Raw genomic sequence first — 21,162 nt, 5'->3', positions numbered from 1 at the left:
CAGGTTCACGGTGTGCGGGTCACCGCCGATGCGCTTCCACTTGGTTGCATCAACGACCGGAGTCGGGCAGGTTTCGCGCAAAACGGTAATGAAATCGGACATATCCACTCCAAGCCATTGGGTAAGGGCAACTACGTTAGCAGGCGACAGCATGCCGAGGCTTGTTTGAAACCGACAGAGAGCGCGTATGGATCCGACATGGAGGCAAAGACGCCCGCTGTGCGTGACAGCGTCATCGGGATATCGCGCCGATTTCGCCGAATCTCGAATGCGACAACAGCGCTCACCCTCGAACGCTGCCGCATGAAAACTGCGAACGTCACCGCGCTCAAAGAAACCGAACCGCGCGCCCTTCTTCCGGCCCGAGTTCGAGGGCTTCGCGCGCAGCCTGCATCTCGCGTTTCCCGCCCGGCTGCACCAGCTTTCTGATGTCAGGCCATATGCTCTGCCTGAACAGCAAACGAATGACTACGCTCAATGCGCCGAGACCCGCGCAACCCGCTGCAAAAAAAAGAAATGAATCGAGTACGTGGCGCGTGCTCCTTTCGACGAAGCACATCATGCCCGAAATAATCCCGCAAGCGATGAGACAACCAACCGTCGTATAGACTTCCCTTCGCGCGCTAACGACATGCGCCGTGCGTACCAGGTAAATCGAGCCATCCGTCCGGTTGCGGATACCCAGGATCGCAAAACGTTCCGGCGCTTCGATACATGCAACATCCAATTGATCGCCGGCGCCGATGAATAGGTCCTCTGTATTGCCAGTCTTGAGTATCAGCGGGCGGTCAACAGAATCAAGCCGCAAAGTGACTTGTTCGTCTTCATCGGTGGTGGGGCCAATATTCGGACTCCATACTTCAATGGAGACCGTCTCCTGGTTCACCGATACCACCTTGCCGGACACCATTTGCACCGCACTGCTCGTCATCGATCACTCCCTTCCACGACGAACCGATAGGGCTCGCTCTGCCAGCGCTCCTGCGCCTCCAGCCGGACCGGATTCAGGGAATAAATCAGCCCGCCGATAGCGAGCAGGCAGCCCAAGAAACTGATGATCGCCACGAAGATCGCCAATACCGCGACCAACGACGCCTGAACCCCCATCACCCCAAGGCATACCGCCAAGAGGCCCAAGCAGATCGGAAGCAACTTCAAATTGCTCTGCCTTTGACCGAGTACGTCATACGGAGGGATGCTGCGTTCGACGCTCCGGATCCACGCGATATTGCGGCGCCCCCGCTGTTCGAAGACGCAGATTCGCACGGGCGTGCCGGGCTGCAGCGCTTCGATATGGTTGAAGTCGTCTCGGTCCATGTCGCGGCGGGCCGCAAAATAGCAGCCGTCGCCGGTCATCAAGCGATAAAGTTGGACAGTTTTCTGGGCCGCCCGGCTACGAACGAGGTCGGTTTCGATGCGCTCGAACGTCGTGTCGATCAACGTGGTTTTCGGCTTACTCATGAACGGAAATCTGCAAATAGTTTTAGTGGCACGACAGCTTCAGCCTTTCGCGCAAAGGCCGCGATCCACCTCGTCGCCGATGAACTCCACGTTGTCGCACACGCCCGAGAGCCAGCTTCGAATAGCCGTCTTCGTTGTTTCGGACGGAGAAAGTATCAATACCTGTGCTTCGGCGATGATGGGGCGAAGCGCAAGGTCATTCAATGCGCTCACCAAGGCGGGAAATGCGTCGAGTTCAACCAGGTTCGGCCATGGTGTCAGGCGCCGAAAGCGCAATTGTTCGGCGTCGATGTGGGTTGCGCCGTGTCTCCACGCAATCGAAAAAAGCCTATCGTGTCGCGTCAGCCGCGCGAACCAGGGGGCGAACGAGGGCACCGAGAGCGTCAACATCATATCGTCCGGCTGCAATTGGTTGCGTCGGCTTACCCAATCGTAAACCGACCGGGTTCCCATTCTCACCACGATTTCCCAAGCGGAGTGTCTTTCCGTATCCCAGCAGAGCCGGCTAGCCCAGGCTCTTCCCTCGGCGATGTATTTTTCGTGTCCTTCGTTCATAACGGGTCCCCTAGTGCCCTGTCCCGCAAGTTCCTTCGATATTACATGAACCAGTTCAATGTAATCGATATCACCGAAAGAACGGACTCACGCGTCCTTCCACTTGTTTCGAAAACACGCTGGCGCAAATGGAGATTCACGTGTAACGTACCGCCCCACCGGTAATTCACGCGCTTAACTTCGCCCATTCAAACCGCATATTGCGTCGCGATCGGTCGAGCCGCGCCTGCGTCCGGTGTTTCCGCCAAAAAACGATAGTGGAGAATTCGATGTCGATCTCGATAAAATCGCTGCGCCATAAGAGCGAAAAGCGATACCAATTCATGATGATCGTCCTGGGGCTGATCCTCTGGGCGGTGGTCGCGTACTGGGTATGGAAAGATTGGAATGAGCCGAGGATCGGACATTTCGTGCAGCTGTATGTGGGCTATGGCGTAGCCGTCGCCTTGTTCATCTGGATCGCGAGCGCGGCATACCGGGCATCGGCATTCGGAAACATGATTCTCATCGGGCCGCGTCAATTTCCCGAACTGCATCAGATGGTTGTCGATAGCGCGCGTGAAGTCGGTTTGCCCAAACCGCCCACGACATTCCTCTACAACTCCAACGGTCTTTTCAATGCGTTCGCGCGGCGCCTGATGGGGGGCCGTTATGTGTTCCTCACCTCAGCGCTTGTCGACGCGAACAACGATGCGCAAGTGCGTTTCGTGATCGGTCATGAAATCGGGCACCACGCCGCCGGCCACCTGAACCCCTGGCTCAACGCGCTCAAGCTGCCCGCTTTCGCCATTCCGTTCCTCGGGAAAGCCTATTCCCGCTCACGCGAATACACCTGCGACAGCATCGGCGCCTATCTCTCGAAAGATCTGCACGCGTCCCGCACGGCGCTGCAGATGCTCGGGTGCGGCTGTCGCCGTCTCAACTCGCAGATGAATTGCGACGCTTTCATGGAACAGGAAAGCATGGTGCCGCCGATCTTCGGTTTTCTCACGGAAATCTCGCGCACGCATCCGCGCTTGACTCGTCGCGTGGCCGCCATTCGTGACGGCGTCGAGCAGGCCTCGACCATGCGGGATCGCATGCTTGACGCCGAACCGCGCTTTTAAATCGGCAACATCGGCTTAGGCGGCCTTCGCGGTCGCCGATCGCCGGTCGCCGATCGCCGATCGCCGATCGCCGGTCGCCGGTGGCCGGTCGCCGGTGGCCGGTCTTGCATCAAGCCACAAGCCTCAAGCGCGATGCCCTAAGCCGCACGCTTCGAACGCCGCCATTGTGCGAAAGTCGTCAGCCCCGCTTCCACCTCGGATGCGTCGAGCCGCGTGAGGCTATAAAACGTGCCTTCCCAACCCGGAACGGGAATGGGCTTGGCTGTCGGAATGAACGTCAACGCGGGATGAAACGCCTGATGTGGCCAGAACAACGGCATGATCGCGCGTTCTTCCAGCCCCCGTTGCAACCAATCGGGGCCGCTCGCGTCCGTTACCGTGTCGATCTGAAACGCCCATTCGTCCGTATCCCACGCAATGAAAACGCTGGGGTTCGACGCAGCGTCGAACATCAGAACCGCGTTCTGTTCGGGACGCCAGTAATATTCGACCAGATTTTCACGGGCGGCCAATTCGCCAAGCAACTCGATGACTCTCGGATCGGCATAGGCCGTCCCGATATCGTGCACACCGATGTGCCCCCTCGACGCGCAATGCTTTTTTTTCGCCTCGGCGAGCGCGGCCGCCAACTTGCCCGGCATGTCGGCATCGGTCTTTCTTAGATACACATCGATCAATCCGGCGTTGAAGGCATCCACGGCCTCCCGATAACCTGCCGCGCCGGTCAGCAGGATTTTCGTGCATTCGACGTCGCCGATCGATGACAGAAAGCGAATCCCATCCATCTCCGGCATCTCGTAATCGACGACCACCGCGGCAATCTCTTCGAACCTCGATTCGTCGTTCAGCGCGTCCCGGCCTAATGCATTCGATGCGCGTTCGATCTCCGAAACGTTGGTTCCCGCAATACGGATAGCGGGCGCACCACGATGGCGAGACGACATGAAATCGAGCGCCGCCTGAGGTTTCGAGAAAAACCAGTTCAGCTCGCGATCCCGAAAAATTCCCTGCAGACCGTGCAGGAAATCCTCGCTGTCGTCCAGAAAAACGACCGACGCGGGGTGAAGCATTGGCTGCCTGACAAAGGGGCTCATTCCAACCTCGACGAAAGGGGCGTGTATCGACCGGATGACTTTAACGATTGCCGCGGATGCGTCTCGCACACACATAGCCAAACAAACGGCAAGCGGCTGATTATCCCGTACCGCCTGCGGAGCAGGCAATCCTATCACCCCATGCAAACACGTAGGGGATTTCATGTAGGTGAGATGCACGCCATCCCCCTATGCAGCCGGTTTTCTCCTGCAATCGCACGCATTTGCGCGCTGTATGCGGGATGAATGTTGCATGAGCTGCAAGAATCGCGCATTCCCCACCTCCGGGGAATGCGCCGCTACCGCTCGTAGCGATTTCTTTGCAGGACTATTTCATGTCGACACGTGACGCAATTCCCCAACTGCTCTCCACTGGCACCGCATTGCTGACACCCATCGTGGCGGATGTTGCGGCCAACAACACCTTTCACCATGTCATCGACATCTATCTGAAGGATTCGAACGCCTTTATGAACACGTATTTTTCGCGCTACTTCGAATGGCAGGGCATCTGCCGCGAGCGTTGGTTTCACCAATGCGTGAACAACGACATGCTCAGTATCAAAGGGGCATTCGTCACCAAGCGCGCCCATCAAGAGTACGTCCAGGAGACGTTCCCGTTCCAGCAAGTGGATTGCTACCTCAACACGCTCGAGGTCAAGCAATGCTCGGCCTATCTGCTGTTCCGCTTTTATGTGGATGGCCGGCCTGTTTCGATGGGCTATCAGCAAGTCGTGTTCGCGGGCCCGGACAAACGTATTCGCCGGATGCCCGGCAGCATCGGCGAGCGGTTCATGGAGTACCAACTGATCGCCTAGCCGGCTTTGGAGTGATCGATCTGAATTACCCGACGCGATAGCGCCGGGAGGAAGGCGATGGATCGTGTCGTCCGCGATCCATCGCCGAGCCGGGCTCGGGTAGCTGCAGGATGAACGTCGTATGCTCGCCCAGTTCCGATTCGCACGCGATGCTGCCGCCGAATGCTTCACAAACGCGCCGGCAGAATGTCAGGCCCACGCCGGCCCCTCGCCCGTGCGCCTTGGTGGAGTAGAACGGCTCGAAGATCTGCGGCAGCACGTCGGGTGCGATGCCGGGACCCGTATCGGTGAAGCGGAGCACGCAGAAGCCGTCGCTGCTTTGCGCCTCGATGTGAATGCTTCCCTTTCCGCTCGACTGAATCGCCTGAAGCGCGTTCTTGATCAAATTGAACAAAACGAAGATGAGGAGCGAATCCGAACCTGAAAATTGGATCGCCGGATCGATGCGGACCGTGGAAACGAGCTCTCGTTCGCCGGTGCGGAACGGGAACCGGTCAAGCGCCGCGTCCACACACACCTTGATGGAGTGGGCGGCGAAGCTTCGTTTGTCCAGCCGGCGCAAAGTGAGCGAGGCGAGCGACATCTCCATCACGACGCTCGTGCTGTTGACCTGGCGACGGATAGCCGACGCGAGGCTCGGCAACCTGTCCGGTTCCTCCAACGAATACAGCGTGTCCTCGCAGAGGCGGTGCTGCACCGCCAGACGGTATCCGCGCATCAATTCGGGTAGTGCGCTGCGCAGCTCGTCGGCGTGCATACCGATCGTTGCAAGCGGGGTGGCGACCTCATGCGCCATGGTGGCCAGCAAGAGGTAAGGCCCCATCAGTCCGTAGCGGACAATTGCGACGGCCAAAATGCCCAGACTGACGGTGATGAAGACGAATCCCGGCGGATAGAAGTCATACCCGTAGTTAACCGCGTAATCGACCGCCGCGAACGAATAGATGACGACGCCGAGCAGGCAGAGGTCGAGCAGTTTGCGAACCCCTGCGGCGCGGGCATCGCGCCGGGCGTTGAATATCAGCCACGCACTACGGCTGACCACTACGATCGTCTGCACGACGTGAATGGGATGAAGCCGGCCGGCCTTCGGGTAGTCGCCAAAGAAGTGCGAATTGAAGCCGTCGACGATGCTATTGCCGGTGATCAGCAGGATCGCGAGCACGATGCAAAGGCCATAGGACGCGAGCAGTGCAGGCCGTTCGCCGCGGCGCGAAACCACTTCGAGGGAAAAATGATAGAGCGTGGTTGGCAGGAACAGGATGAAGAAATAGCCAACCTTGACCAGCAGGGCCGCCGTATCCGGGGAGGTGGTCTGAAAGAGAAAGGCCCAGGCGCCTTGCCATACAAACGTCGTTGCACACATCGCGGCAAAAGGAACCGAGACGCGCGTCACGCCCTCCGTGATTAACACGTACAGGCCAAATCCAAGAAACAACGCCGATACGAATGCGGGCAATAACGAATACATAGCGATCGTTCACAGTGACATTATTCTCGCGCGAACCGATTGACGCATAACCGGCCGATCGTCGAGACACGCCATGCCGTACGCAGGCGAGATAACGGCGAAATTTTGCTCCTCTAAGCTAAGTTCATATTTACCGCGGCTGATCCGTCGTCACACTAAAGCGCAATCATAACGTACGGCGGACCTGATACGGCGCTCCGCTCGCCACAATTGAGAAGATCGTCGATCGACAGACGGGAAACGTCTTGCCGATAGAGGGCAGGAGACAAAGCGATTAAAAAGCTCACCGCAAAACGGTTCACTTGCATCGCAGTCATACGTGTCGGCATGGCGATGTCTTTGCCCGGCATTCACTGGCCCGCGATATATACAGACAAATCTGTCGGATACTCAATCCAGATGGCAGCAGCCGCTGCGGACGAAATGCGTATTCGGTGACATCGAGTCAGTGCGTCGCCCGACGGATCGCCAGCCGGCAGCGAGCAGCCGGCAGCAGCCAGACCGCCGCGGCCCCTGCCCGCTCGCCATGCCGATCACTACCGGGCACCTGGTGCCCTGCCCCCATTGCGCCTCGCCCGCTTCCAGCGCCGGGCGCCAAGCCCCGCGAGCGCCACACCGGCCAACGGAAGGATGCGCTCAAAAAAACCCGTCCAGTCGAAGCCGAGCGCATTTTCGATTCTCGCGTCGTCGGCCTTTTCCCGATCGGTTTCCGGGCCCGTGATGTAGTCGGTCAGCCTCAGCGAAGCGGTAGCGTCGCCGTCGCGATAGTCCGCGTAGGTTGCGCCGGCGCGGAAGGACAAGCCGCCGGCGAGTTCATCGAACGCCTTCGTCAAGCCCATCGCGCGATGCTTGCTGTCGTCGCCGTCGAGTTCGAGCTGCATGCTCACCGCGTCACGTCGCCCCAGTTTCACCGCATTCAGATAGGTCGTGTCCGAGACCTCTCCCGTGCCCACCACCGTCTCTTCGTCGATCCAATCGAGCTGGTGCTGGCCCGCATCCCATCGCGGCGCGCGCACCCATGCCACAGTCTTCATGTTCGAGACCAGAGAGCGCGACGACGCATCGAACGGGGACGCGGAGCCCCGGCGCTCGATCGTCGAAGCCAAGTCTGCCGGATCCAGGTGAACCGAGCTCGTATCGACGTAGCCAACCCGGTTCACTTGCAGCCCCATGGCCCAACTGCCATCGTCCGGCGCGACGAGCGCCGTGATCGGTTCATCTTCGTCGCTCACCGACTCCGCGGCGGAATCGGATGCGCGGCCCTCCGCTTGCGCCGACGGCGGCAGCACACGAAAGCCGGCGGGAACGCTGAACGAAGCGACCTGGCCCAACTGCACGGCCGCCGGCCCTTCCACCCAGTGCGGATCGTGCCAGAGCGCGGACGGAATATCGGCATCGAGCGGCGCCGACGCGGGGCCGGCCACCGCCGCACCGCTTGCCGCGGCGTCGCGGCGAACCGCGCGATGGGGGGCCGCAAGCGATACATGGCTGACGAGTGCGGCCAGAAAAAGCGCAAAGGGTACGGCGGATTTCCTCGGAATAACGAATGTGGCCATAATAATGTGAATGTTGTCGTGGCACGCGGCTAAACCTATCCATTCCACCGATTGAAATAAAGTGGAAAACCGGACGGCACCGGAGGATAGCGAGGCATTATCGTCCAATTTCAGCGTGGCCGTAGCCTTGTCTCTATTCGACATCGGAAGAACGACGCGGCCGATGTCGGCGCCACGCCAATCCAGACTTTAACCACTGCCCCAAAAAACAGACAGACTGGTTTGAGCGATAATTCGACCGTTGGTCGTCTTCATGTCGTAATACCCGCCACCACAGGAGAACCACAATGCAGAAGGGCTACTGGATCGTTCACGTCGACGTAACCGATCAAGAACAATACAAAGCGTATGTAGCGGCAAACGCCGATCCGATCAAGAAATATGGCGGACGCTTTTTGGCAAGGGGCGGCCGATATGAAGTCCCGGAAGGGGCCACCCGTGCTCGCAACGTGATCCTCGAATTCCCGTCATTCCAGGCTGCACTCGATTGCTGGCACTCGCCGGAATATCAAGCGGCAGTGAAACTCAGGCAGCCCGCCTCGACGATCGATCTCGTCATCGTCGAGGGATACGACGGCCCGCAACCTTCCTGAATCAGTGCACCGACAAAGCCGCTCAACGCAGCCTGCACGTGTACTCGCCGCTCCAGGCGCCGTTGCTGCAGCGGCGGCATGTATAGCGCGGGCAGCTAGTGACGCCTTGGCCCGGTACCGCGCACTTGGCAGCGACGGTGCCATCCGACACCAGACTGCCGTCTGCTGCCTGGCAAGCGCCGCCGGCCGGTTGGGCAGCGCCTGCCTCGCCGGACTGCGAGGCGGGCGTTCCCATTTGCGCGCAAGCTGTGAAAAAGAAGACGATTCCAACGGCCAATAACCGTTTCAAAGATTCAGTCGAGAACATGGCGCACCTCTCACGACGGCATGAGCCGCTTTTCGTTCGGGGCGGCGCTTGGCTTGGCGCCGTACCGTCCCGTTCGTCCATTCCGTACGCGACAAGCATCGCCCTAACCCAGCGCCTCGGCAATCGTTTCGAGAAGAAAGGGGGCGCCACCGCTTCGGTATGGAAAATGCTCTGTTTTTGAGCCTTCCTCCAATGGGAGACGCTCATGGATCGCAAGCACGGTTTTCATTCGACATCGCGAACCGTTAGATTCGGCGCACTTGTCTGCATCGCGGCGGCAATGTGCGCATCGTGCGGAAGCGGCTCCGGGAGTTCCAGCGGTTCGAGCAGCACGGGCGGTGCCGGCAGCGGAAGCGGCGCGGGCGGTACCGGAGGGCCCGGCGGCATGGCATCGGCAGCCGATGTCCTGACTTATCACAACGATATCGCGCGTACCGGCCAATACTTGGCCGAGACGACGCTTACGCCCGCGAACGTCAATTCGACCCGATTCGGCAAAGTCGCTTTCCTCGCCGCCGACGGCAAAGTCGACGCGCAACCTCTGTATGCCAGCAACGTGTCCGTGAACGGTGTGGCTCATAACGTCGTCTATGTCGCGACGGAACACGATAGCGTTTTCGCCTTCGATGCAGATACCGGCGCGCCACTATGGCAGCGTTCGCTGCTCAGCAGCGGCGAAACGACGAGCGACGCCCGCAACTGCTCGCAGATCACACCGGAAATCGGTGTGACGTCGACACCCGTCATCGATCGCTCGCGCGGCGCGAACGGCGCGATCTACGCCGTGGCGATGAGCAAAGGGTCGAACGGGGCCTATCATCAGCGGCTGCATGCGCTCGATTTGTCCACAGGTGCGGAAATGTTCGGCGGCCCGACGGAAATCGCCGCCACCTATCCCGGCAACGGCGCAAGCAGCACGAACGGCGTCACCGTGTTCAATCCTGGGCAGTATGCCGAACGGCAGGCGCTTGCTCTCGTGAACGGCACGCTCTATCTCGCCTGGACGTCACATTGCGATCAAGGCGTCTATGGCGGCTGGGTCATGGCCTACAGCGCCGGGACCCTGGCCCAGACGAGCGCGCTGAACCTCACGCCGAACGGCAGCGAAGGTTCGGTATGGATGAGCGGCGCGGGAATGGCCTCGGACGGCAACGCCCTGTATCTGCTCGATGCCAACGGCACGTTCGACAGCACGCTGAACAGCAGCGGATTTCCCGTTAACGGCGATTTCGGCAACACGTTTCTGAAGTTGGCGACTTCGCCGAAGCTGTCGGTCGCCGACTACTTCGCCCCGTTCAACACCGTGACCGAATCGAATCAGGACGTCGATCTGGGGTCGGGCGGCGCGCTGGTGTTGCCCGATCTCGTCGATGCGAGCGGCGCGACAAGGCATCTGGCTGTCGGGGCGGGCAAGGACGCCAAAATCTATGTCGTCGACCGCAACGCCATGGGCAAATTCAACGGGACGCAAAACGCAATCTGGCAGGAAATCGACGGCCAGTTGGGCGGTGCCGTCTTCGGCATGCCGGCTTACTTCGGCAACGTCGTCTATTACGGCGCTGTCGGCGATAACCTCAAGGCATTCCCGATCACGTCGGCCAAATTGGCCACGACGCCCAGCTCGAAGAGCCCCGGCACATTTGCCTACCCGGGAACGACACCGAGTATCTCGGCGAATGGCACCCAGAACGCGATCGTCTGGGCGGCCCAGAACGGCTCGGTCGGCGCGCTGCACGCGTTCGACGCGAGCAACCTCGCGCGCGAGTTGTACAACAGTAACCAGGCCGGATCGCGCGATACGTTCGGCGCAGGCAACAAGTTCATCACACCGATGATCGCGCATGGCCGCGTGTATGTCGGGGCGACGAACGGCGTAGCGGTGTTCGGGCTGCTGCCGTGACGCCCTGAGCTCGCCGCGGCGCGCACTGTCACAGATTGAGCGCAGTCTCTCCCCCCGCAGCCCCGCGCATCGAAAGCCGATCGGAAGGAACCGGTAAAATCACCGGTTCGTCCGGCATTTCGCGCGGCGCGTCCCATCGCAGCCCGCACAACAACAGGAATAACGCCCCATGCATCGACGCAATTCCCTCGAAAAACTGCTCGAGTTTTCTTTGTTCAAATCGCGCTGGCTGCTCGCGCCGTTTTATGTCGGCCTCGTATTTTCGCTCGTCATGTTGTTGATCGCATTCGTCGGCGAACTGGCTCACGCACTGACGGGTGCGTTGCATGCGCGCCCCGAGCAAATGATTCTCGCGACGCTCTCACTCATCGATCTGTCGCTCGCCGCCAACCTCGTCGTGATCGTGATTTTTTCCGGTTACGAGAACTTCATTTCGAAGATCGACACGGGCGACAGCGAAGATCGGCCGAGCTGGATGGGGACGCTCGATTTCTCGGGATTGAAGATGAAGCTGATCGGCTCGATCGTCGCCATTTCAGCCATTTCGCTGCTGCGCGCCTTTATGAGCCTCACGGAGCTGGACCAGCCGCTAGACGAAGCGCGTCTGCGCTGGCTCGTCATCCTGCATTTGACGTTCATCGTCTCCGGCGTGCTGTTCGCGGCAATGGACTGGATCGCCGCACGCTCCGAGGGGCATTGAGCGCGTCAAGCGTGGTGCGCCACGATGCACACTTGGTTGCGCCCCGCATGCTTCGCGTCGTAGAGCGCCTGATCGGCCTCCGCCACGAGCGGGGCGACACCCGTCAATCCTTCCGCAGCCAAACAGCCGCCGACGCTCACCGTCACTTTCAGCGGGCCGGAACTGACCTCCAGCGCATCGCTCTCGATCGCGTGGCGGATCTTTTCCGCCACGACGGCCGCGCCCGCCTCATCGCAATGCGGCAGGATCACCATGAATTCCTCGCCGCCGTAGCGCCCGAGGATGTCGCTATTGCGCAGTTGCGGTGAAACGGTCGCGGCAATCTTGCGCAGTACCGCATCGCCGGTCGGGTGGCCGTACGTATCGTTGATGCGCTTGAAGTGATCGATGTCGAACAACAGCACCGCGAACGAATCGTGATGACGTGTCCAGCTGTTGTACTCCGCCAGCAGGCGACGGTCGACATGGCGACGGTTGTAAAGGCCGGTGAGTGCGTCGCGCTCCGACGAATCGCGCAGCGCATCGAGCGCGGCCTCGCGCTCTTTCCAGGCCACGGCAAGTTCGGTCACGTCGGCGATGGTCACGCACACGGCCACGACTTCGCCGTTCTCGATCAGCGGCATGAACGAGCAGTCCTGCTGCATGAGATCGAGCGAGCCCGTGATCGGGCAATCGTGCTCGAACGGCAGCAGCCAGGGGCGGTGCTGCCACGACGAAAACGAGCCGCTGTGCAGCAGAAACACCGTATCGAACTTGCGCTTGAGCCACGCGCGCGGCGAGTCGGGAAAGCAATCGAAGAAGCTGCGCCCGATGGCTTGCGCGGCGGCCACGCCGCTGTGCTCATCCATAAAGCGGTTCCACAGCACGATCCGGTACTCGCGATCCACAGCGAAAATGCCGAGCCCCACGCGCTCCAGCGCGAGCTCACTCAAGCGAGCGGTGCCAGGGATGTCCATCTACGACTTCGATCGATTCAGAGGTTGGCGAGAAATCCGTCGAGCGCCGCGACGAGCGACTGCACGGCTTTCGCCGTCATCAGCGTCAACAGATGCGAGCCGAACACGCCGTCCTCGGTCTGCAGATTGACCTCGAGCAGCAGCGCGCGGTCCCACGGCAGCTTGGACGGATGCAGGACTTCTTCCAGATCGAGCTGGACCCCGATCAAACGCGGCGGCGTAAAAGTCGGCAATTGCCCGAGTTGTTCGAACAGCCCCGTCAAGCACGCGCCGGCAATCAGGTTCGCGACGTCGGACAGCACTTCCGCATCGGACATATCCTCGAAACGCTCTTCCGTGTTCATGTCGTCCGAGCGGAACACGAACTTCATGTGATCGGCGCTGCGGCTGTCGAACAGCGAAATCGCCTCGCCGGCGATCTCGCAGCGGAAGCTTTGGCGCAACGCCGTCACGGGCTCCGTGAAGTCGAGCATGTCGCGCACGGCCGACGGCAGCGATTCCGTATCGACCATGCGGATGCGCGGCACCGACAGATGCACGAAGCGCCCGAGCAACGCGGCAAGACGCGCGCCCGCTTGGCCCATGCCAATGTTCGCGATCTCTTGCAGCGCGTCGCGCTGGTCTTCCGTGAGGATGTGCTCACTCATACAATCCGTACTCTTTCAAGACAGGCAACAGCTTCGCACTGGAAACCGGCTTGTCGATGAACGCGACTGCGCCGAGCGCTTTCACACGCGCTTTCGCTTCCGGTTGAATATCGGCGGACACCACAATGACGAAGCTGTCGAGCCCTTCGGCGCGCACGGTCTCGAGCACGTCGAAACCCGTCATGCCCGGCATCGTCAGATCGAGGAACATCACGGAGGCGCGACCCTCGCGGTAGGCGGCGATTGCGTCCGCGCCATTGGCGGCCTGAGAAATTTCGACATCCCACGCCTCAGGCAGCGCGTTGATCAGCAGTCGGCGGGCGAGCGTCGAATCGTCCACCACCAAGACAGGCAATCCCATTTTTCAGTTATTCCTTCATCACCACGACCGGTATAACGGCCCGCGCCGTCAAATCTGAAGTACTCACAAACCCGAACGGAGAAAACGTTTGCATTTCGCGCAAACGTTGGCGGAAACGATTCCTTTTACGTTTTGTTAGCCGAGCCTTTTTGCCGCCAAATATAATTTGGGGACATGTTTATCAGCTCGATTCAAAAAGGGGCCCCCGGCGAAGGAAGGCGCTGCTTCCTACCCTTGTCTACCCTTGTCTATTGTTACGCCCCGTTTGTTATTTTGTTATAATTCGATCACTATTTCGCAAAGAACGTAACGTACCGGATACGCGGCCCGCTCCTTCCACAGCCGAGCGCACTCGTTCATCGAATCGATGCTCAAAACCGACCGTCTACGCGCTCTCGCCGATGCGCTCGCCAAACACAGCGTCATGCGGTTGCGCGATGCCGCCGCATTGCTTGGTGTGTCCGAAATGACCGTGCGGCGCGACATCACGGCCAATCCCGAACGCTTCACGTATCTCGGCGGCTATATCGTCAGCGCGGCCAACGTTCCCAACGCGGCCGGCTACTCGCTCGAGCAGGAACAGGACCACTTCGCGCAAGCGAAGGCGCAAGCCTCGGCCTACGCGGCGCAACTCATTGCCGACAACGAAACGATCTTTATCGATTGCGGCACGACGCTCACCAGCCTGGCCCGGCTCATTCCCGCCGGCATTCAACTCACCGTGGTCTGCTATTCGCTGAACATCGCCGACATCCTGCGGGGAATGCCGAACGTGCGGATGATCTTGCTCGGTGGCGTGTATGTCCCGTCGTCGGATTCCTTCACGGGCGATGAAAGCCTGGAGATGCTACGGCGCATGGGCATCAACAAAGCCTTCATTTCCGCGGGCGGCATCGATGCGGCGCGCGGCGTCACGTGCTGGAATTTTCATGAGGTGGCAATCAAGCAAGCCGCGATGACCAGTGCGGTCGAAAGCCATCTCGTGGCCGATACGAGCAAATTCGGCGTCGTGAAAGCCGTTCGGTTCTCACAGGTCGATGCATTCGATTCGGTCATTACCGAAAAGGGACAGGAGCGGCGCAAGCGCAGCGCGTGAAGGGCGTGAAGGACATAAAGGGCATGAAGCGCGCGCATGGGGCTACACGCCGCCTCCCGGGGCTGCCGCCCCTCGCTGGTGGTGAACTCAACCGCGCCGGCGCAGGGCGAACAGGATACCCGCCACGAGGATGAACGCTCCGACGATGATTTTCTGCCACGTACTCGGCACGCCGACAAGGATCAGCGTGTTATCGACGAGCGTCACGAGCGCCACGCCCAGCAGTGTGCCAAGCACCGTCCCGCTGCCGCCTGTAATGCGCGCACCGCCAAGAATGACAGCCGCGATGACATCGAGTTCGGACCCGACCAGATCGAACGGATTCGCGAGCCGATTGGTCGACACGTGCAAGATACCGGCGACGCCCGCGAGCAGGCCCGTATAGCCGAACACGAACAAGTGGACGGCACGCACGTTGTAGCCGAGCCGCTGCGCGATCGCCAGACTGCCGCCCATCGCGTAAACAGCGCGTCCCATCATCGTCCGGTTCAACAGGTACCACGTCACGACGGCCGCCACCACGAGCGCCAGCACCGAAACCGGCAGCACGGCATGGAGGCCATCCACCGTGCGGTAAGCCAACAGTGGAATGCGGCCGAAACGATCCATGCTGTGCGGGATGTTCATGAAAAACGTCGTGCCGACGAACGTCAGCAAGATCCCGCGATACAGATACTGCGTGCCGATCGTGACAATCAGCGAAGGGGCCTTCAGCCGATGCACGAGCCAGCCGTTCACGAGCCCGAGCAGGATGCCGCCCACCGCGCCCACGAGCAGAATCAACCCGAACGGCGCATCGGGCCACCAGGCGAATACGGCCTTCGTAATGGAATACATCGTCAACGCGCCGATCGCCGTGAACGAGACGTCGATACCGCCCGAGGCGAGCACGACGAGCGTACCAAGCGCGAACAGCGAGGTCGTTGTCGCCGAATGCAGCAGATCGAACAGCGTGGCCCACTGCAGGAAGCGCGGATTGATCGCGGCCACCACGATGCACGACACGACGATCAGCGCGCCGGGCAGCCATTCCGGGCGACGCGCCAATTTCGTGCGCCAATCGGGGGCCCGGCGGCGGCCGGATTTCATGTCGACGGTATCGGTTGAACTCATCGTCTGATTCATCGTGATTCGCCGTTCAATTCAAGTAGCTTCGATTCGATTCGATCTGAAAACGTCCCGGGCGCGCAGGTTGGCGATCACGCTGCCTGCGCCAGCAGCGCGCGATACAGCTCCGCTTCCGTCAGACCCTGCGCGGCATACTCGCCCGTCACGCGTCCCTTGCTCATCATCAGGATCCGATCGCAGTTCTGCAGCAGTTCAGGCAAATCGTCGCTGATCAGTACGATGCCGATGCCGCGCTCGGAAAGCGACTGCATGATGCGATAGATGATGTCCTTCGAGCCCACGTCGACACCCACCGTCGGCCCATGCAAGATGAGCACACGCGGATCGATCGCGAGCCAGCGGCCGATCAGCACGCGCTGCTGGTTACCGCCCGACAGCGATTGGACGGGTTTATCGATGTCGGGCGTCGCGATCTGCAGATCCGTCACCGTGCGTTGCGCCAACGCGCGGGCCCGTTTCGGATCGAGCCCGCCGAAGCGGTTGCGCAGGCTCGAGATCATCGCCGTCACGACGTTGTCGCGAATCGACTTGTCGAGAAAGAGGCCCTCGCTCAGGCGATCCTCCGGCACATAACCGATCCGGTGCCGCTTGGCGTCACCGGGGTTCGCCAGCGTGATCGGCACACCGTCGAGCGCGATCGTCCCCGCGTCGGCCGGCGCGACACCCGCGAGCGCCCGCGCGAGTTCGTTGCGGCCCGAATCGAGCAGCCCCGTCACGCCCAGAATTTCGCCGCGCCGCAACGCGAACGACACATCGCGAAACTGGCGGCCGCGTCCTAGTCCGCGCACGGCGAGCACGAGCTCCAGCGCTTCGGGCGCATGCGTCCGGTACCGCGCATGGGCGAGTTCGCGTCCCGTCATAAGCTCGCTCAACTGCGCCTTCGTGTAATCGGCAATCGGCCCCTGCGCCACCTTGCGGCCATCGCGCAGCACGATCACTTCGCCGCCGATCGCATAGCATTCGTCCAGCTTGTGGCTCACGAACAGCACGGTCACGCCCTGCGCGCGCAGCGTCGTCAACACGGCGATCAGATTGGCCACTTCCTTTTGCGTGAGCGAGGTGGTCGGTTCGTCCATGATGACGAACTTGGCCTCGCTCGCGATGACGCGCGCGATGGCCACGAGTTGGCGCGTCGCCAACGGCAGCGTTTCGACGATCATCGCCTGGAACGAGGCGTCGGACGGCAAGCCGACCGCCTCCAGCGCGCGCGCGGCGCGGCCGGCCAGTGCGCGCCGGTCGAACGTGCGCGCAAGGCGCCCGCCATGCTCGGCCAACTCGGAGGTCAACGCGACGTTCTCCGCCACGCTCATGTTCGGCAACAGCGAAAGGTCCTGATAGACCGTTTCGATGCCGGCCGCCAGCGCTTCGAGCGGCGTCAGCTGCGCATGGCGCTTGCCTTCGATGACGAGCTCACCTTCGTCGGGCGGTTGTGCCCCCGAGATGATCTTGATCAGCGTGCTCTTGCCGCAGCCGTTTTCGCCGAGCAAGTGATAGATCTGCCCGCGTGCGAACGTCAACGTCACGCCGCGCAATGCATGCACACCCGTGAAGCGCTTGTGCACGCCGATCACTTCAAGCCAGGGATCCGAAACAAGGGGGTCGTTCATCGTCGTTGATCGTCGTGCATGCGCTCACATCGATATCGTCGCGGCGCGGACGATTCGCATCGCCCGCGCGCTTCCCATCATCAGAAGTTGTATTGCTTGTAGTTCGACTTGTCCACGCTCACCCATCCCTGCCCGCGCACGATGATGCCCTTGCCGGGGCCTTTGCTCACCGTTACCTTCTCGTAGCCGGGCAGGCCGAGGTTATCGCCGTTTTGCACCGTCTTGCCGTCGAGCAGCCGCTTCGCGATCTTGTCCATGGCGAGGCCGGCGAGCTTCGGATCCCAGAACGCGATCCCGTTGATCGCCCCGCTCTCGAGATACTTGCCCGCTTCGGTCGGCAGGCCCGTACCGTACACGCAGACCTTACCGACGAGGCCCGCTTCCTCGACTGCACGGCCGATCCCGAGCACGTCGAGCGACGACGAGCCTTGGAAGCCCTTGATGTCGGGGTGTTTGCGCAGCACTTCCTTCGCCTGTTGGTAGGCATGCTCGCCGTCGTTGTTCGTTTCGATGTTGGTTTCGACGAGCTGCATCTTCGGGTATTTCTTCTTCGCGTTGTCGATGCCGCCGTCGGCCCATTGCACCTGCGAACGGCTGCCGAGCGAGCCGACGAACGTCGCCCACTTGCCTTCGTCGTGCATGCAGCTCGCGAGCCGATCGTTGAGCGCGGCGCCGTACGCGCTGTTGTCGAACGCTTCGACGTCGACCATCGTGTTTTTCTCGTTGTCGGCCTCGTGCGTGACGACCTTGATGCCGCGGTCCATCGCTTTCTTCAGGGCCGGTTCGAGTGTCGGCGGATCGTAGGGGACCACCGCGATCGCACTGACTTTCTTCGCGATCAGATCCTCGATGATGCGCAATTGCTGGGCGGCGTCGGCCTGGCCGGGCCCCGTCTGGTAGGTCGTGATGCCGGGATTGTCTTTCGCGAACTGCTTGACGCCCTCGTCCATCCGATTGAACCAGCTGATGCCCGTCACCTTCACGACGGTGACGATCGTTTCATTGGTCGCCGCCTGCGCGGCGAAAATGACGCCCGCGCCGAGCGCGCAAGCCGCGAGCGCGAGGCTCGTTCGTTTCAGCTTCATCTGCGTTGTCTCCTTCCTTGTTTCCGCGACGCCCCTTGATTGCTGACGGATGCCCGAGGCCAGGCGTCCGCCGACTACCGAACTCAACTCACTCGTGCGGCAACATCACGCCGTTATCCGCCCGGCCCGCCCGGTCCACGCTTGCCGCCGGGCTCGACATGCACCGTAGCCGCACGCCCGAAGCGGAAGATCGCCCGCAATGGCTCGCCGTCGGCGAACGCGAGCGAGACGAGCAGCAAAAAGCCCCACGTGCAATCGCCGAAGAACTGCGAGACACCCAGTAAATTGAACAGGCTCGAGAGCAATTGCAGCACCGTCGCGGCGAAGAACACGCAGACGACGCGGCCGTATCCGCCGGCCGGATTCACGCCCCCCATGACCGCGATCAGAATCGCGATCAGCAGGTACGAGCTGCCGTAGTCCCATTTCGCGCTAAGCGTATGCGACACGCTCACGAGGCCGGCCAGCGAAGCGAGGACGCCGCACATCGTGTAGGTGGCGATCAGCATCCGTTCGCAACCGATGCCGGCATAAAACGCCGCCCGCGGATTCGTGCCCATCAGATAAAGCCGCAGCCCGAACGGCGTGCGTTTCAAGAGCCAGCCCAGCAGCAAGACGGCCGCGATGAAGATGCAAAACGAAATCGGCACTTGGAATACCGTGCCGTTGCCGATATCGGCCAGCGGCTCGACGTAATCGACATGGACCGAAGCGCCGTTGCTCAGCGCGACGGCAATCCCGGTGAACACGAGTTGCGTGCCGAGCGTGCACAAGATCGGCGTGAGCCGCAGCCGCGCGATGACGAGGCCGTTGATCAAACCGCCCAGCAATCCCATCACCACGACGATTGCGGCGAAGAGTGTCGTATAGAGGACGGGAGAATCGTCGCCGCTGATCCACTTCGGCACAACGAGCGCAGCCACCATGCCCGAGAGGTTCGCCAGCCCCACGCCGGAGAGGTCGATGCCGCCATTGCCCGAGAGCATCGACAGCATGATGCCGAGTGCGAGCAGCCCCACTTCGGGCAGCTGCGATCCCATCGACTGCACGTTATCGATACTGACGAACTGGCCGTGCGAGAGCCACACGGCGACGATCACCACGAGCGCGTTGACGCCGAGCAGGAAATTCAACTGCCTGTCGCCGAACCACTTGCCGATGACGAACGAGCCTTTCATGAGTGCCGCCCCTATCGTGATGCGTGATACGTCCGCGTGATGCTGTGATGCTGTGATGCTGTGATGCTGTGATGCGAAACACTATGCCAGGCGTAACCGCTTCTATGCGGACACGGCCGAGCCCGCGCTCAGCAGCGCATTGACTTCATCCAACGTTGGCATCGAGGGTGCCGTGCCCGCTCGCGTGACGGAAATACCGGCAAGCGCGCAGCCGAAGCGAACCGCGGCCACAGGCGATTCGCCGCGTGCGAGGGCCGCGGCGAATCCCCCTGTGAAGCCGTCGCCGGCCCCCGCTGTTTCCACGACGGCCCCGCAGCGAAACGCCGGCACGAGCACCGATTGCGCCGGCGTATGCAGCAGCGCGCCGGTTTCGCCGAGCGTGACGATCACCGCACCCACGCCTTTGGCGAGAAGCGCATCGGCCGCGCGGCGCGCATCGTCGGGCGTGGCGATGTCGATGCCGGTCAGCGCCGCGGCTTCGGTTTCGTTCGGCGTCACGTAATCGCACATCGGAAAAATCTCGTCGGGCAGCGGCAGCGCAGGTGCGGGGTTCAGCACGGTCGTTACGCCATGCTTGCGCGCGAGTTCGAGCCCGCGCTGCGCGGCGGTCACCGGCTGCTCCAATTGCGTGACGAACACCTGCGCCGCGGCGATATCGGCTTCGATCGCCTCGGCGTCGGCAGGGCCCAGCGTGCCCGCCGCCCCCGCCGCGACGATGATCGCGTTCGAGCCGGTTGCCGCATCGACGAAGATGTGCGCCGCCCCCGTCGCCAACCCATCGACGACGGTCGCGCGCGCCTCGATGCCTTCCGCGCGCCACGTTTCGCGCGCGATCGCGCCGAACGCATCGTTGCCGAGCCGCGTGCAGAACACGACGTCGGCACCGGCGCGGGCAGCCGCGACGGCTTGATTGGAACCCTTCCCGCCGGGCCCCATCGCGAACGCGGAGCCGGCGATCGTTTCGCCGATCACGGGCATGCGCTCCGCGCGAAACGCGAGATCGGTCACGTAGATACCGAGGATGACAACGCGCCCGCTCATTTGCCGCGCTCCGCGGGCCGGCCGTCGCCAGCGGCGAGCGGCGCGTCGGGGGCGAGCAGGACGCCCTTCTTGAACACGAAGCAGCCGTAGCCGCGCGTTTCGCCCGTCACGATCACGCAGTAGGCACCGCGTGCCCGCGCGTAGAACGCGTGCCGTTCAATCGATGCGAACGGGACCTCGCGGCCTTCCGCGGCGTTGACTTCGGCCTGCGCCTCGCGCTGAACCGCCGGCAGGGCCTGCGGATCGTCGACGACTTCCATGCGCATCGCAGGCGCTTCGACGAAGGTATCGAGCGGCAGCACCGAAAGCACGGCGCGCACGGCCCGCGCGGCATCGACGCCGTCCATGCGCAGCAGCTTGCCCGTCACGGTCGCCCGCGCCACCGAATCGGCCGGGAAGTTTGCGTCGCAGATCACGACTTCATCGCCGTGCCCCATCGCACGCAACGCGTGGAGCACATCTGCGTTCAGAAGCGGATCGAGGTGTTTCAGCACGGGTGTCT

At 61.6% G+C, this 21,162-nt stretch carries 23 protein-coding genes and 1 pseudogene; 7 read left to right on the top strand and 17 right to left on the bottom strand.

Features of this window, described 5'->3' with window-relative positions:
- The 4 genes and pseudogenes from ACTHL0_RS01325 to ACTHL0_RS01310 all read right to left on the bottom strand — a co-directional run.
- Positions 1 to 102 (bottom strand): annotated as a pseudogene (locus tag ACTHL0_RS01325) (cupin domain-containing protein); the annotation flags it as partial.
- 226 nt (positions 103 to 328) lie between these two features.
- The gene (locus ACTHL0_RS01320; protein ID WP_440564762.1) at positions 329 to 931 is read right to left on the bottom strand and encodes a hypothetical protein; all 603 of its coding nucleotides are present in this window, start codon (positions 929 to 931) and stop codon (positions 329 to 331) included.
- Entirely contained in the window at positions 928 to 1,440 is a 513-nt protein-coding gene (locus tag ACTHL0_RS01315) for a hypothetical protein (protein WP_440564760.1), read from the bottom strand. The genes ACTHL0_RS01320 and ACTHL0_RS01315 overlap by 4 nt, the downstream gene beginning before the upstream one ends.
- Before the next feature lie 60 nt (positions 1,441 to 1,500).
- A complete protein-coding gene (locus ACTHL0_RS01310; RefSeq protein WP_440564758.1) occupies positions 1,501 to 1,854 on the bottom strand; it encodes a hypothetical protein in 354 nt (117 codons plus the stop codon).
- 431 nt (positions 1,855 to 2,285) lie between these two features.
- Here ACTHL0_RS01310 and ACTHL0_RS01305 point away from each other — a divergent pair, with 431 nt between their 5' ends.
- A complete protein-coding gene (locus tag ACTHL0_RS01305; RefSeq protein ID WP_440564757.1) occupies positions 2,286 to 3,122 on the top strand; it encodes a M48 family metallopeptidase in 837 nt (278 codons plus the stop codon).
- 137 nt (positions 3,123 to 3,259) lie between these two features.
- Here the strand turns inward: ACTHL0_RS01305 and ACTHL0_RS01300 are convergent, their stop codons facing one another.
- Positions 3,260 to 4,216, bottom strand: a complete 957-nt coding sequence (locus ACTHL0_RS01300) for a response regulator (protein ID WP_440564756.1) — start codon at positions 4,214 to 4,216, stop codon at positions 3,260 to 3,262.
- 335 nt (positions 4,217 to 4,551) lie between these two features.
- Between ACTHL0_RS01300 and ACTHL0_RS01295 the strand changes: the two genes are divergently transcribed.
- Complete coding sequence (locus ACTHL0_RS01295; RefSeq protein WP_440564755.1) at positions 4,552 to 5,034, top strand: acyl-CoA thioesterase; 483 nt, start codon at positions 4,552 to 4,554, stop codon at positions 5,032 to 5,034.
- Between the two features lie 25 nt (positions 5,035 to 5,059).
- On the opposite strand, the gene ACTHL0_RS01290 is transcribed toward ACTHL0_RS01295, so the two are convergent.
- A complete protein-coding gene (locus ACTHL0_RS01290; RefSeq protein WP_440564753.1) occupies positions 5,060 to 6,505 on the bottom strand; it encodes an ATP-binding protein in 1,446 nt (481 codons plus the stop codon).
- A gap of 536 nt (positions 6,506 to 7,041) precedes the next feature.
- Positions 7,042 to 8,061, bottom strand: a complete 1,020-nt coding sequence (locus ACTHL0_RS01285; RefSeq protein ID WP_440564752.1) for a DUF2167 domain-containing protein — start codon at positions 8,059 to 8,061, stop codon at positions 7,042 to 7,044.
- A gap of 287 nt (positions 8,062 to 8,348) precedes the next feature.
- Between ACTHL0_RS01285 and ACTHL0_RS01280 the strand changes: the two genes are divergently transcribed.
- The gene (locus ACTHL0_RS01280) at positions 8,349 to 8,654 is read left to right on the top strand and encodes a DUF1330 domain-containing protein (protein ID WP_440564750.1); all 306 of its coding nucleotides are present in this window, start codon (positions 8,349 to 8,351) and stop codon (positions 8,652 to 8,654) included.
- Between the two features lie 248 nt (positions 8,655 to 8,902).
- Positions 8,903 to 9,142, top strand: a complete 240-nt coding sequence (locus tag ACTHL0_RS01275) for a hypothetical protein (RefSeq protein ID WP_440564749.1) — start codon at positions 8,903 to 8,905, stop codon at positions 9,140 to 9,142.
- Between the two features lie 44 nt (positions 9,143 to 9,186).
- Here the strand turns inward: ACTHL0_RS01275 and ACTHL0_RS01270 are convergent, their stop codons facing one another.
- Complete coding sequence (locus ACTHL0_RS01270) at positions 9,187 to 9,348, bottom strand: hypothetical protein (RefSeq protein WP_440564748.1); 162 nt, start codon at positions 9,346 to 9,348, stop codon at positions 9,187 to 9,189.
- On the opposite strand from ACTHL0_RS01270, the gene ACTHL0_RS01265 reads away from it, so the two are divergent.
- Positions 9,347 to 10,861, top strand: a complete 1,515-nt coding sequence (locus ACTHL0_RS01265; protein ID WP_440564747.1) for an outer membrane protein assembly factor BamB family protein — start codon at positions 9,347 to 9,349, stop codon at positions 10,859 to 10,861. The genes ACTHL0_RS01270 and ACTHL0_RS01265 overlap by 2 nt on opposite strands.
- A gap of 169 nt (positions 10,862 to 11,030) precedes the next feature.
- Positions 11,031 to 11,561: a TIGR00645 family protein gene (locus ACTHL0_RS01260; RefSeq protein ID WP_440564746.1), complete on the top strand. Its 531-nt coding sequence runs from the start codon at positions 11,031 to 11,033 to the stop codon at positions 11,559 to 11,561.
- Positions 11,562 to 11,566: 5 nt separating this feature from the next.
- Here ACTHL0_RS01260 and ACTHL0_RS01255 read toward each other — a convergent pair whose 3' ends face one another.
- The 3 genes from ACTHL0_RS01255 to ACTHL0_RS01245 are packed head-to-tail and all read right to left on the bottom strand — an operon-like array spanning position 11,567 to position 13,525.
- Entirely contained in the window at positions 11,567 to 12,517 is a 951-nt protein-coding gene (locus ACTHL0_RS01255; RefSeq protein ID WP_440564745.1) for a sensor domain-containing diguanylate cyclase, read from the bottom strand.
- 17 nt (positions 12,518 to 12,534) lie between these two features.
- Positions 12,535 to 13,164: a chemotaxis protein CheC gene (locus ACTHL0_RS01250; protein ID WP_440564744.1), complete on the bottom strand. Its 630-nt coding sequence runs from the start codon at positions 13,162 to 13,164 to the stop codon at positions 12,535 to 12,537.
- A complete protein-coding gene (locus tag ACTHL0_RS01245) occupies positions 13,157 to 13,525 on the bottom strand; it encodes a response regulator (protein WP_440564743.1) in 369 nt (122 codons plus the stop codon). Before ACTHL0_RS01245 ends, ACTHL0_RS01250 begins: the two co-directional genes overlap by 8 nt.
- A 367-nt stretch (positions 13,526 to 13,892) precedes the next feature.
- Here ACTHL0_RS01245 and ACTHL0_RS01240 point away from each other — a divergent pair, with 367 nt between their 5' ends.
- Positions 13,893 to 14,621, top strand: coding sequence for a DeoR/GlpR family DNA-binding transcription regulator (locus tag ACTHL0_RS01240; RefSeq protein ID WP_440564742.1), 729 nt, complete (start codon positions 13,893 to 13,895; stop codon positions 14,619 to 14,621).
- Positions 14,622 to 14,708: 87 nt separating this feature from the next.
- Here ACTHL0_RS01240 and ACTHL0_RS01235 read toward each other — a convergent pair whose 3' ends face one another.
- The 6 genes from ACTHL0_RS01235 to ACTHL0_RS01210 all read right to left on the bottom strand — a co-directional run bounded on the left by ACTHL0_RS01235 (position 14,709) and on the right by ACTHL0_RS01210 (position 21,154).
- On the bottom strand, positions 14,709 to 15,734 hold the full coding sequence (locus ACTHL0_RS01235) for an ABC transporter permease (RefSeq protein ID WP_440564766.1): 1,026 nt from the start codon (positions 15,732 to 15,734) through the stop codon (positions 14,709 to 14,711).
- Positions 15,735 to 15,820: 86 nt separating this feature from the next.
- Complete coding sequence (locus tag ACTHL0_RS01230) at positions 15,821 to 17,356, bottom strand: sugar ABC transporter ATP-binding protein (RefSeq protein ID WP_440564741.1); 1,536 nt, start codon at positions 17,354 to 17,356, stop codon at positions 15,821 to 15,823.
- 80 nt (positions 17,357 to 17,436) lie between these two features.
- Positions 17,437 to 18,441 (bottom strand): autoinducer 2 ABC transporter substrate-binding protein, encoded by a 1,005-nt coding sequence (locus ACTHL0_RS01225; protein ID WP_440564740.1) that lies wholly within the window; start codon positions 18,439 to 18,441, stop codon positions 17,437 to 17,439.
- 113 nt (positions 18,442 to 18,554) lie between these two features.
- Entirely contained in the window at positions 18,555 to 19,619 is a 1,065-nt protein-coding gene (locus tag ACTHL0_RS01220; RefSeq protein ID WP_440564739.1) for an ABC transporter permease, read from the bottom strand.
- Positions 19,620 to 19,721: 102 nt separating this feature from the next.
- Positions 19,722 to 20,660: a ribokinase gene (rbsK, locus tag ACTHL0_RS01215; protein WP_440564738.1), complete on the bottom strand. Its 939-nt coding sequence runs from the start codon at positions 20,658 to 20,660 to the stop codon at positions 19,722 to 19,724.
- The gene (locus ACTHL0_RS01210; protein WP_440564736.1) at positions 20,657 to 21,154 is read right to left on the bottom strand and encodes an RbsD/FucU family protein; all 498 of its coding nucleotides are present in this window, start codon (positions 21,152 to 21,154) and stop codon (positions 20,657 to 20,659) included. The genes rbsK and ACTHL0_RS01210 overlap by 4 nt, the downstream gene beginning before the upstream one ends.
- Between the last annotated feature and the right edge of the window lie 8 nt (positions 21,155 to 21,162).

Origin of the sequence: Trinickia sp., from assembly GCF_051961175.1 — a bacterium.
GTDB lineage: Bacteria > Pseudomonadota > Gammaproteobacteria > Burkholderiales > Burkholderiaceae > Trinickia.
The sequence above is the reverse complement of the archived record's forward strand: the minus strand, read 5'-3'. Positions and strand labels throughout refer to the sequence as shown.

Bases quoted from the DNA above. Each gene is read 5' to 3' on its own strand.
- rbsK (WP_440564738.1), bottom strand. From the start codon at position 20,660: ATGAGCGGGCGCGTTGTCATCCTCGGTATCTACGTGACCGATCTCGCG.
- ACTHL0_RS01310 (WP_440564758.1), bottom strand. From the start codon at position 1,854: ATGATGTTGACGCTCTCGGTGCCCTCGTTCGCCCCCTGGTTCGCGCGG.
- ACTHL0_RS01280 (WP_440564750.1), top strand. From the start codon at position 8,349: ATGCAGAAGGGCTACTGGATCGTTCACGTCGACGTAACCGATCAAGAA.
- ACTHL0_RS01260 (WP_440564746.1), top strand. From the start codon at position 11,031: ATGCATCGACGCAATTCCCTCGAAAAACTGCTCGAGTTTTCTTTGTTC.
- ACTHL0_RS01270 (WP_440564748.1), bottom strand. From the start codon at position 9,348: ATGCCGCCGGGCCCTCCGGTACCGCCCGCGCCGCTTCCGCTGCCGGCA.
- ACTHL0_RS01295 (WP_440564755.1), top strand. From the start codon at position 4,552: ATGTCGACACGTGACGCAATTCCCCAACTGCTCTCCACTGGCACCGCA.
- ACTHL0_RS01320 (WP_440564762.1), bottom strand. From the start codon at position 931: ATGACGAGCAGTGCGGTGCAAATGGTGTCCGGCAAGGTGGTATCGGTG.
- ACTHL0_RS01225 (WP_440564740.1), bottom strand. From the start codon at position 18,441: ATGAAGCTGAAACGAACGAGCCTCGCGCTCGCGGCTTGCGCGCTCGGC.
- ACTHL0_RS01230 (WP_440564741.1), bottom strand. From the start codon at position 17,356: ATGAACGACCCCCTTGTTTCGGATCCCTGGCTTGAAGTGATCGGCGTG.
- ACTHL0_RS01245 (WP_440564743.1), bottom strand. From the start codon at position 13,525: ATGGGATTGCCTGTCTTGGTGGTGGACGATTCGACGCTCGCCCGCCGA.
- ACTHL0_RS01220 (WP_440564739.1), bottom strand. From the start codon at position 19,619: ATGAAAGGCTCGTTCGTCATCGGCAAGTGGTTCGGCGACAGGCAGTTG.
- ACTHL0_RS01235 (WP_440564766.1), bottom strand. From the start codon at position 15,734: ATGAGTTCAACCGATACCGTCGACATGAAATCCGGCCGCCGCCGGGCC.
- ACTHL0_RS01265 (WP_440564747.1), top strand. From the start codon at position 9,347: ATGGCATCGGCAGCCGATGTCCTGACTTATCACAACGATATCGCGCGT.
- ACTHL0_RS01240 (WP_440564742.1), top strand. From the start codon at position 13,893: ATGCTCAAAACCGACCGTCTACGCGCTCTCGCCGATGCGCTCGCCAAA.
- ACTHL0_RS01255 (WP_440564745.1), bottom strand. From the start codon at position 12,517: ATGGACATCCCTGGCACCGCTCGCTTGAGTGAGCTCGCGCTGGAGCGC.
- ACTHL0_RS01300 (WP_440564756.1), bottom strand. From the start codon at position 4,216: ATGAGCCCCTTTGTCAGGCAGCCAATGCTTCACCCCGCGTCGGTCGTT.
- ACTHL0_RS01305 (WP_440564757.1), top strand. From the start codon at position 2,286: ATGTCGATCTCGATAAAATCGCTGCGCCATAAGAGCGAAAAGCGATAC.
- ACTHL0_RS01250 (WP_440564744.1), bottom strand. From the start codon at position 13,164: ATGAGTGAGCACATCCTCACGGAAGACCAGCGCGACGCGCTGCAAGAG.
- ACTHL0_RS01290 (WP_440564753.1), bottom strand. From the start codon at position 6,505: ATGTATTCGTTATTGCCCGCATTCGTATCGGCGTTGTTTCTTGGATTT.
- ACTHL0_RS01285 (WP_440564752.1), bottom strand. From the start codon at position 8,061: ATGGCCACATTCGTTATTCCGAGGAAATCCGCCGTACCCTTTGCGCTT.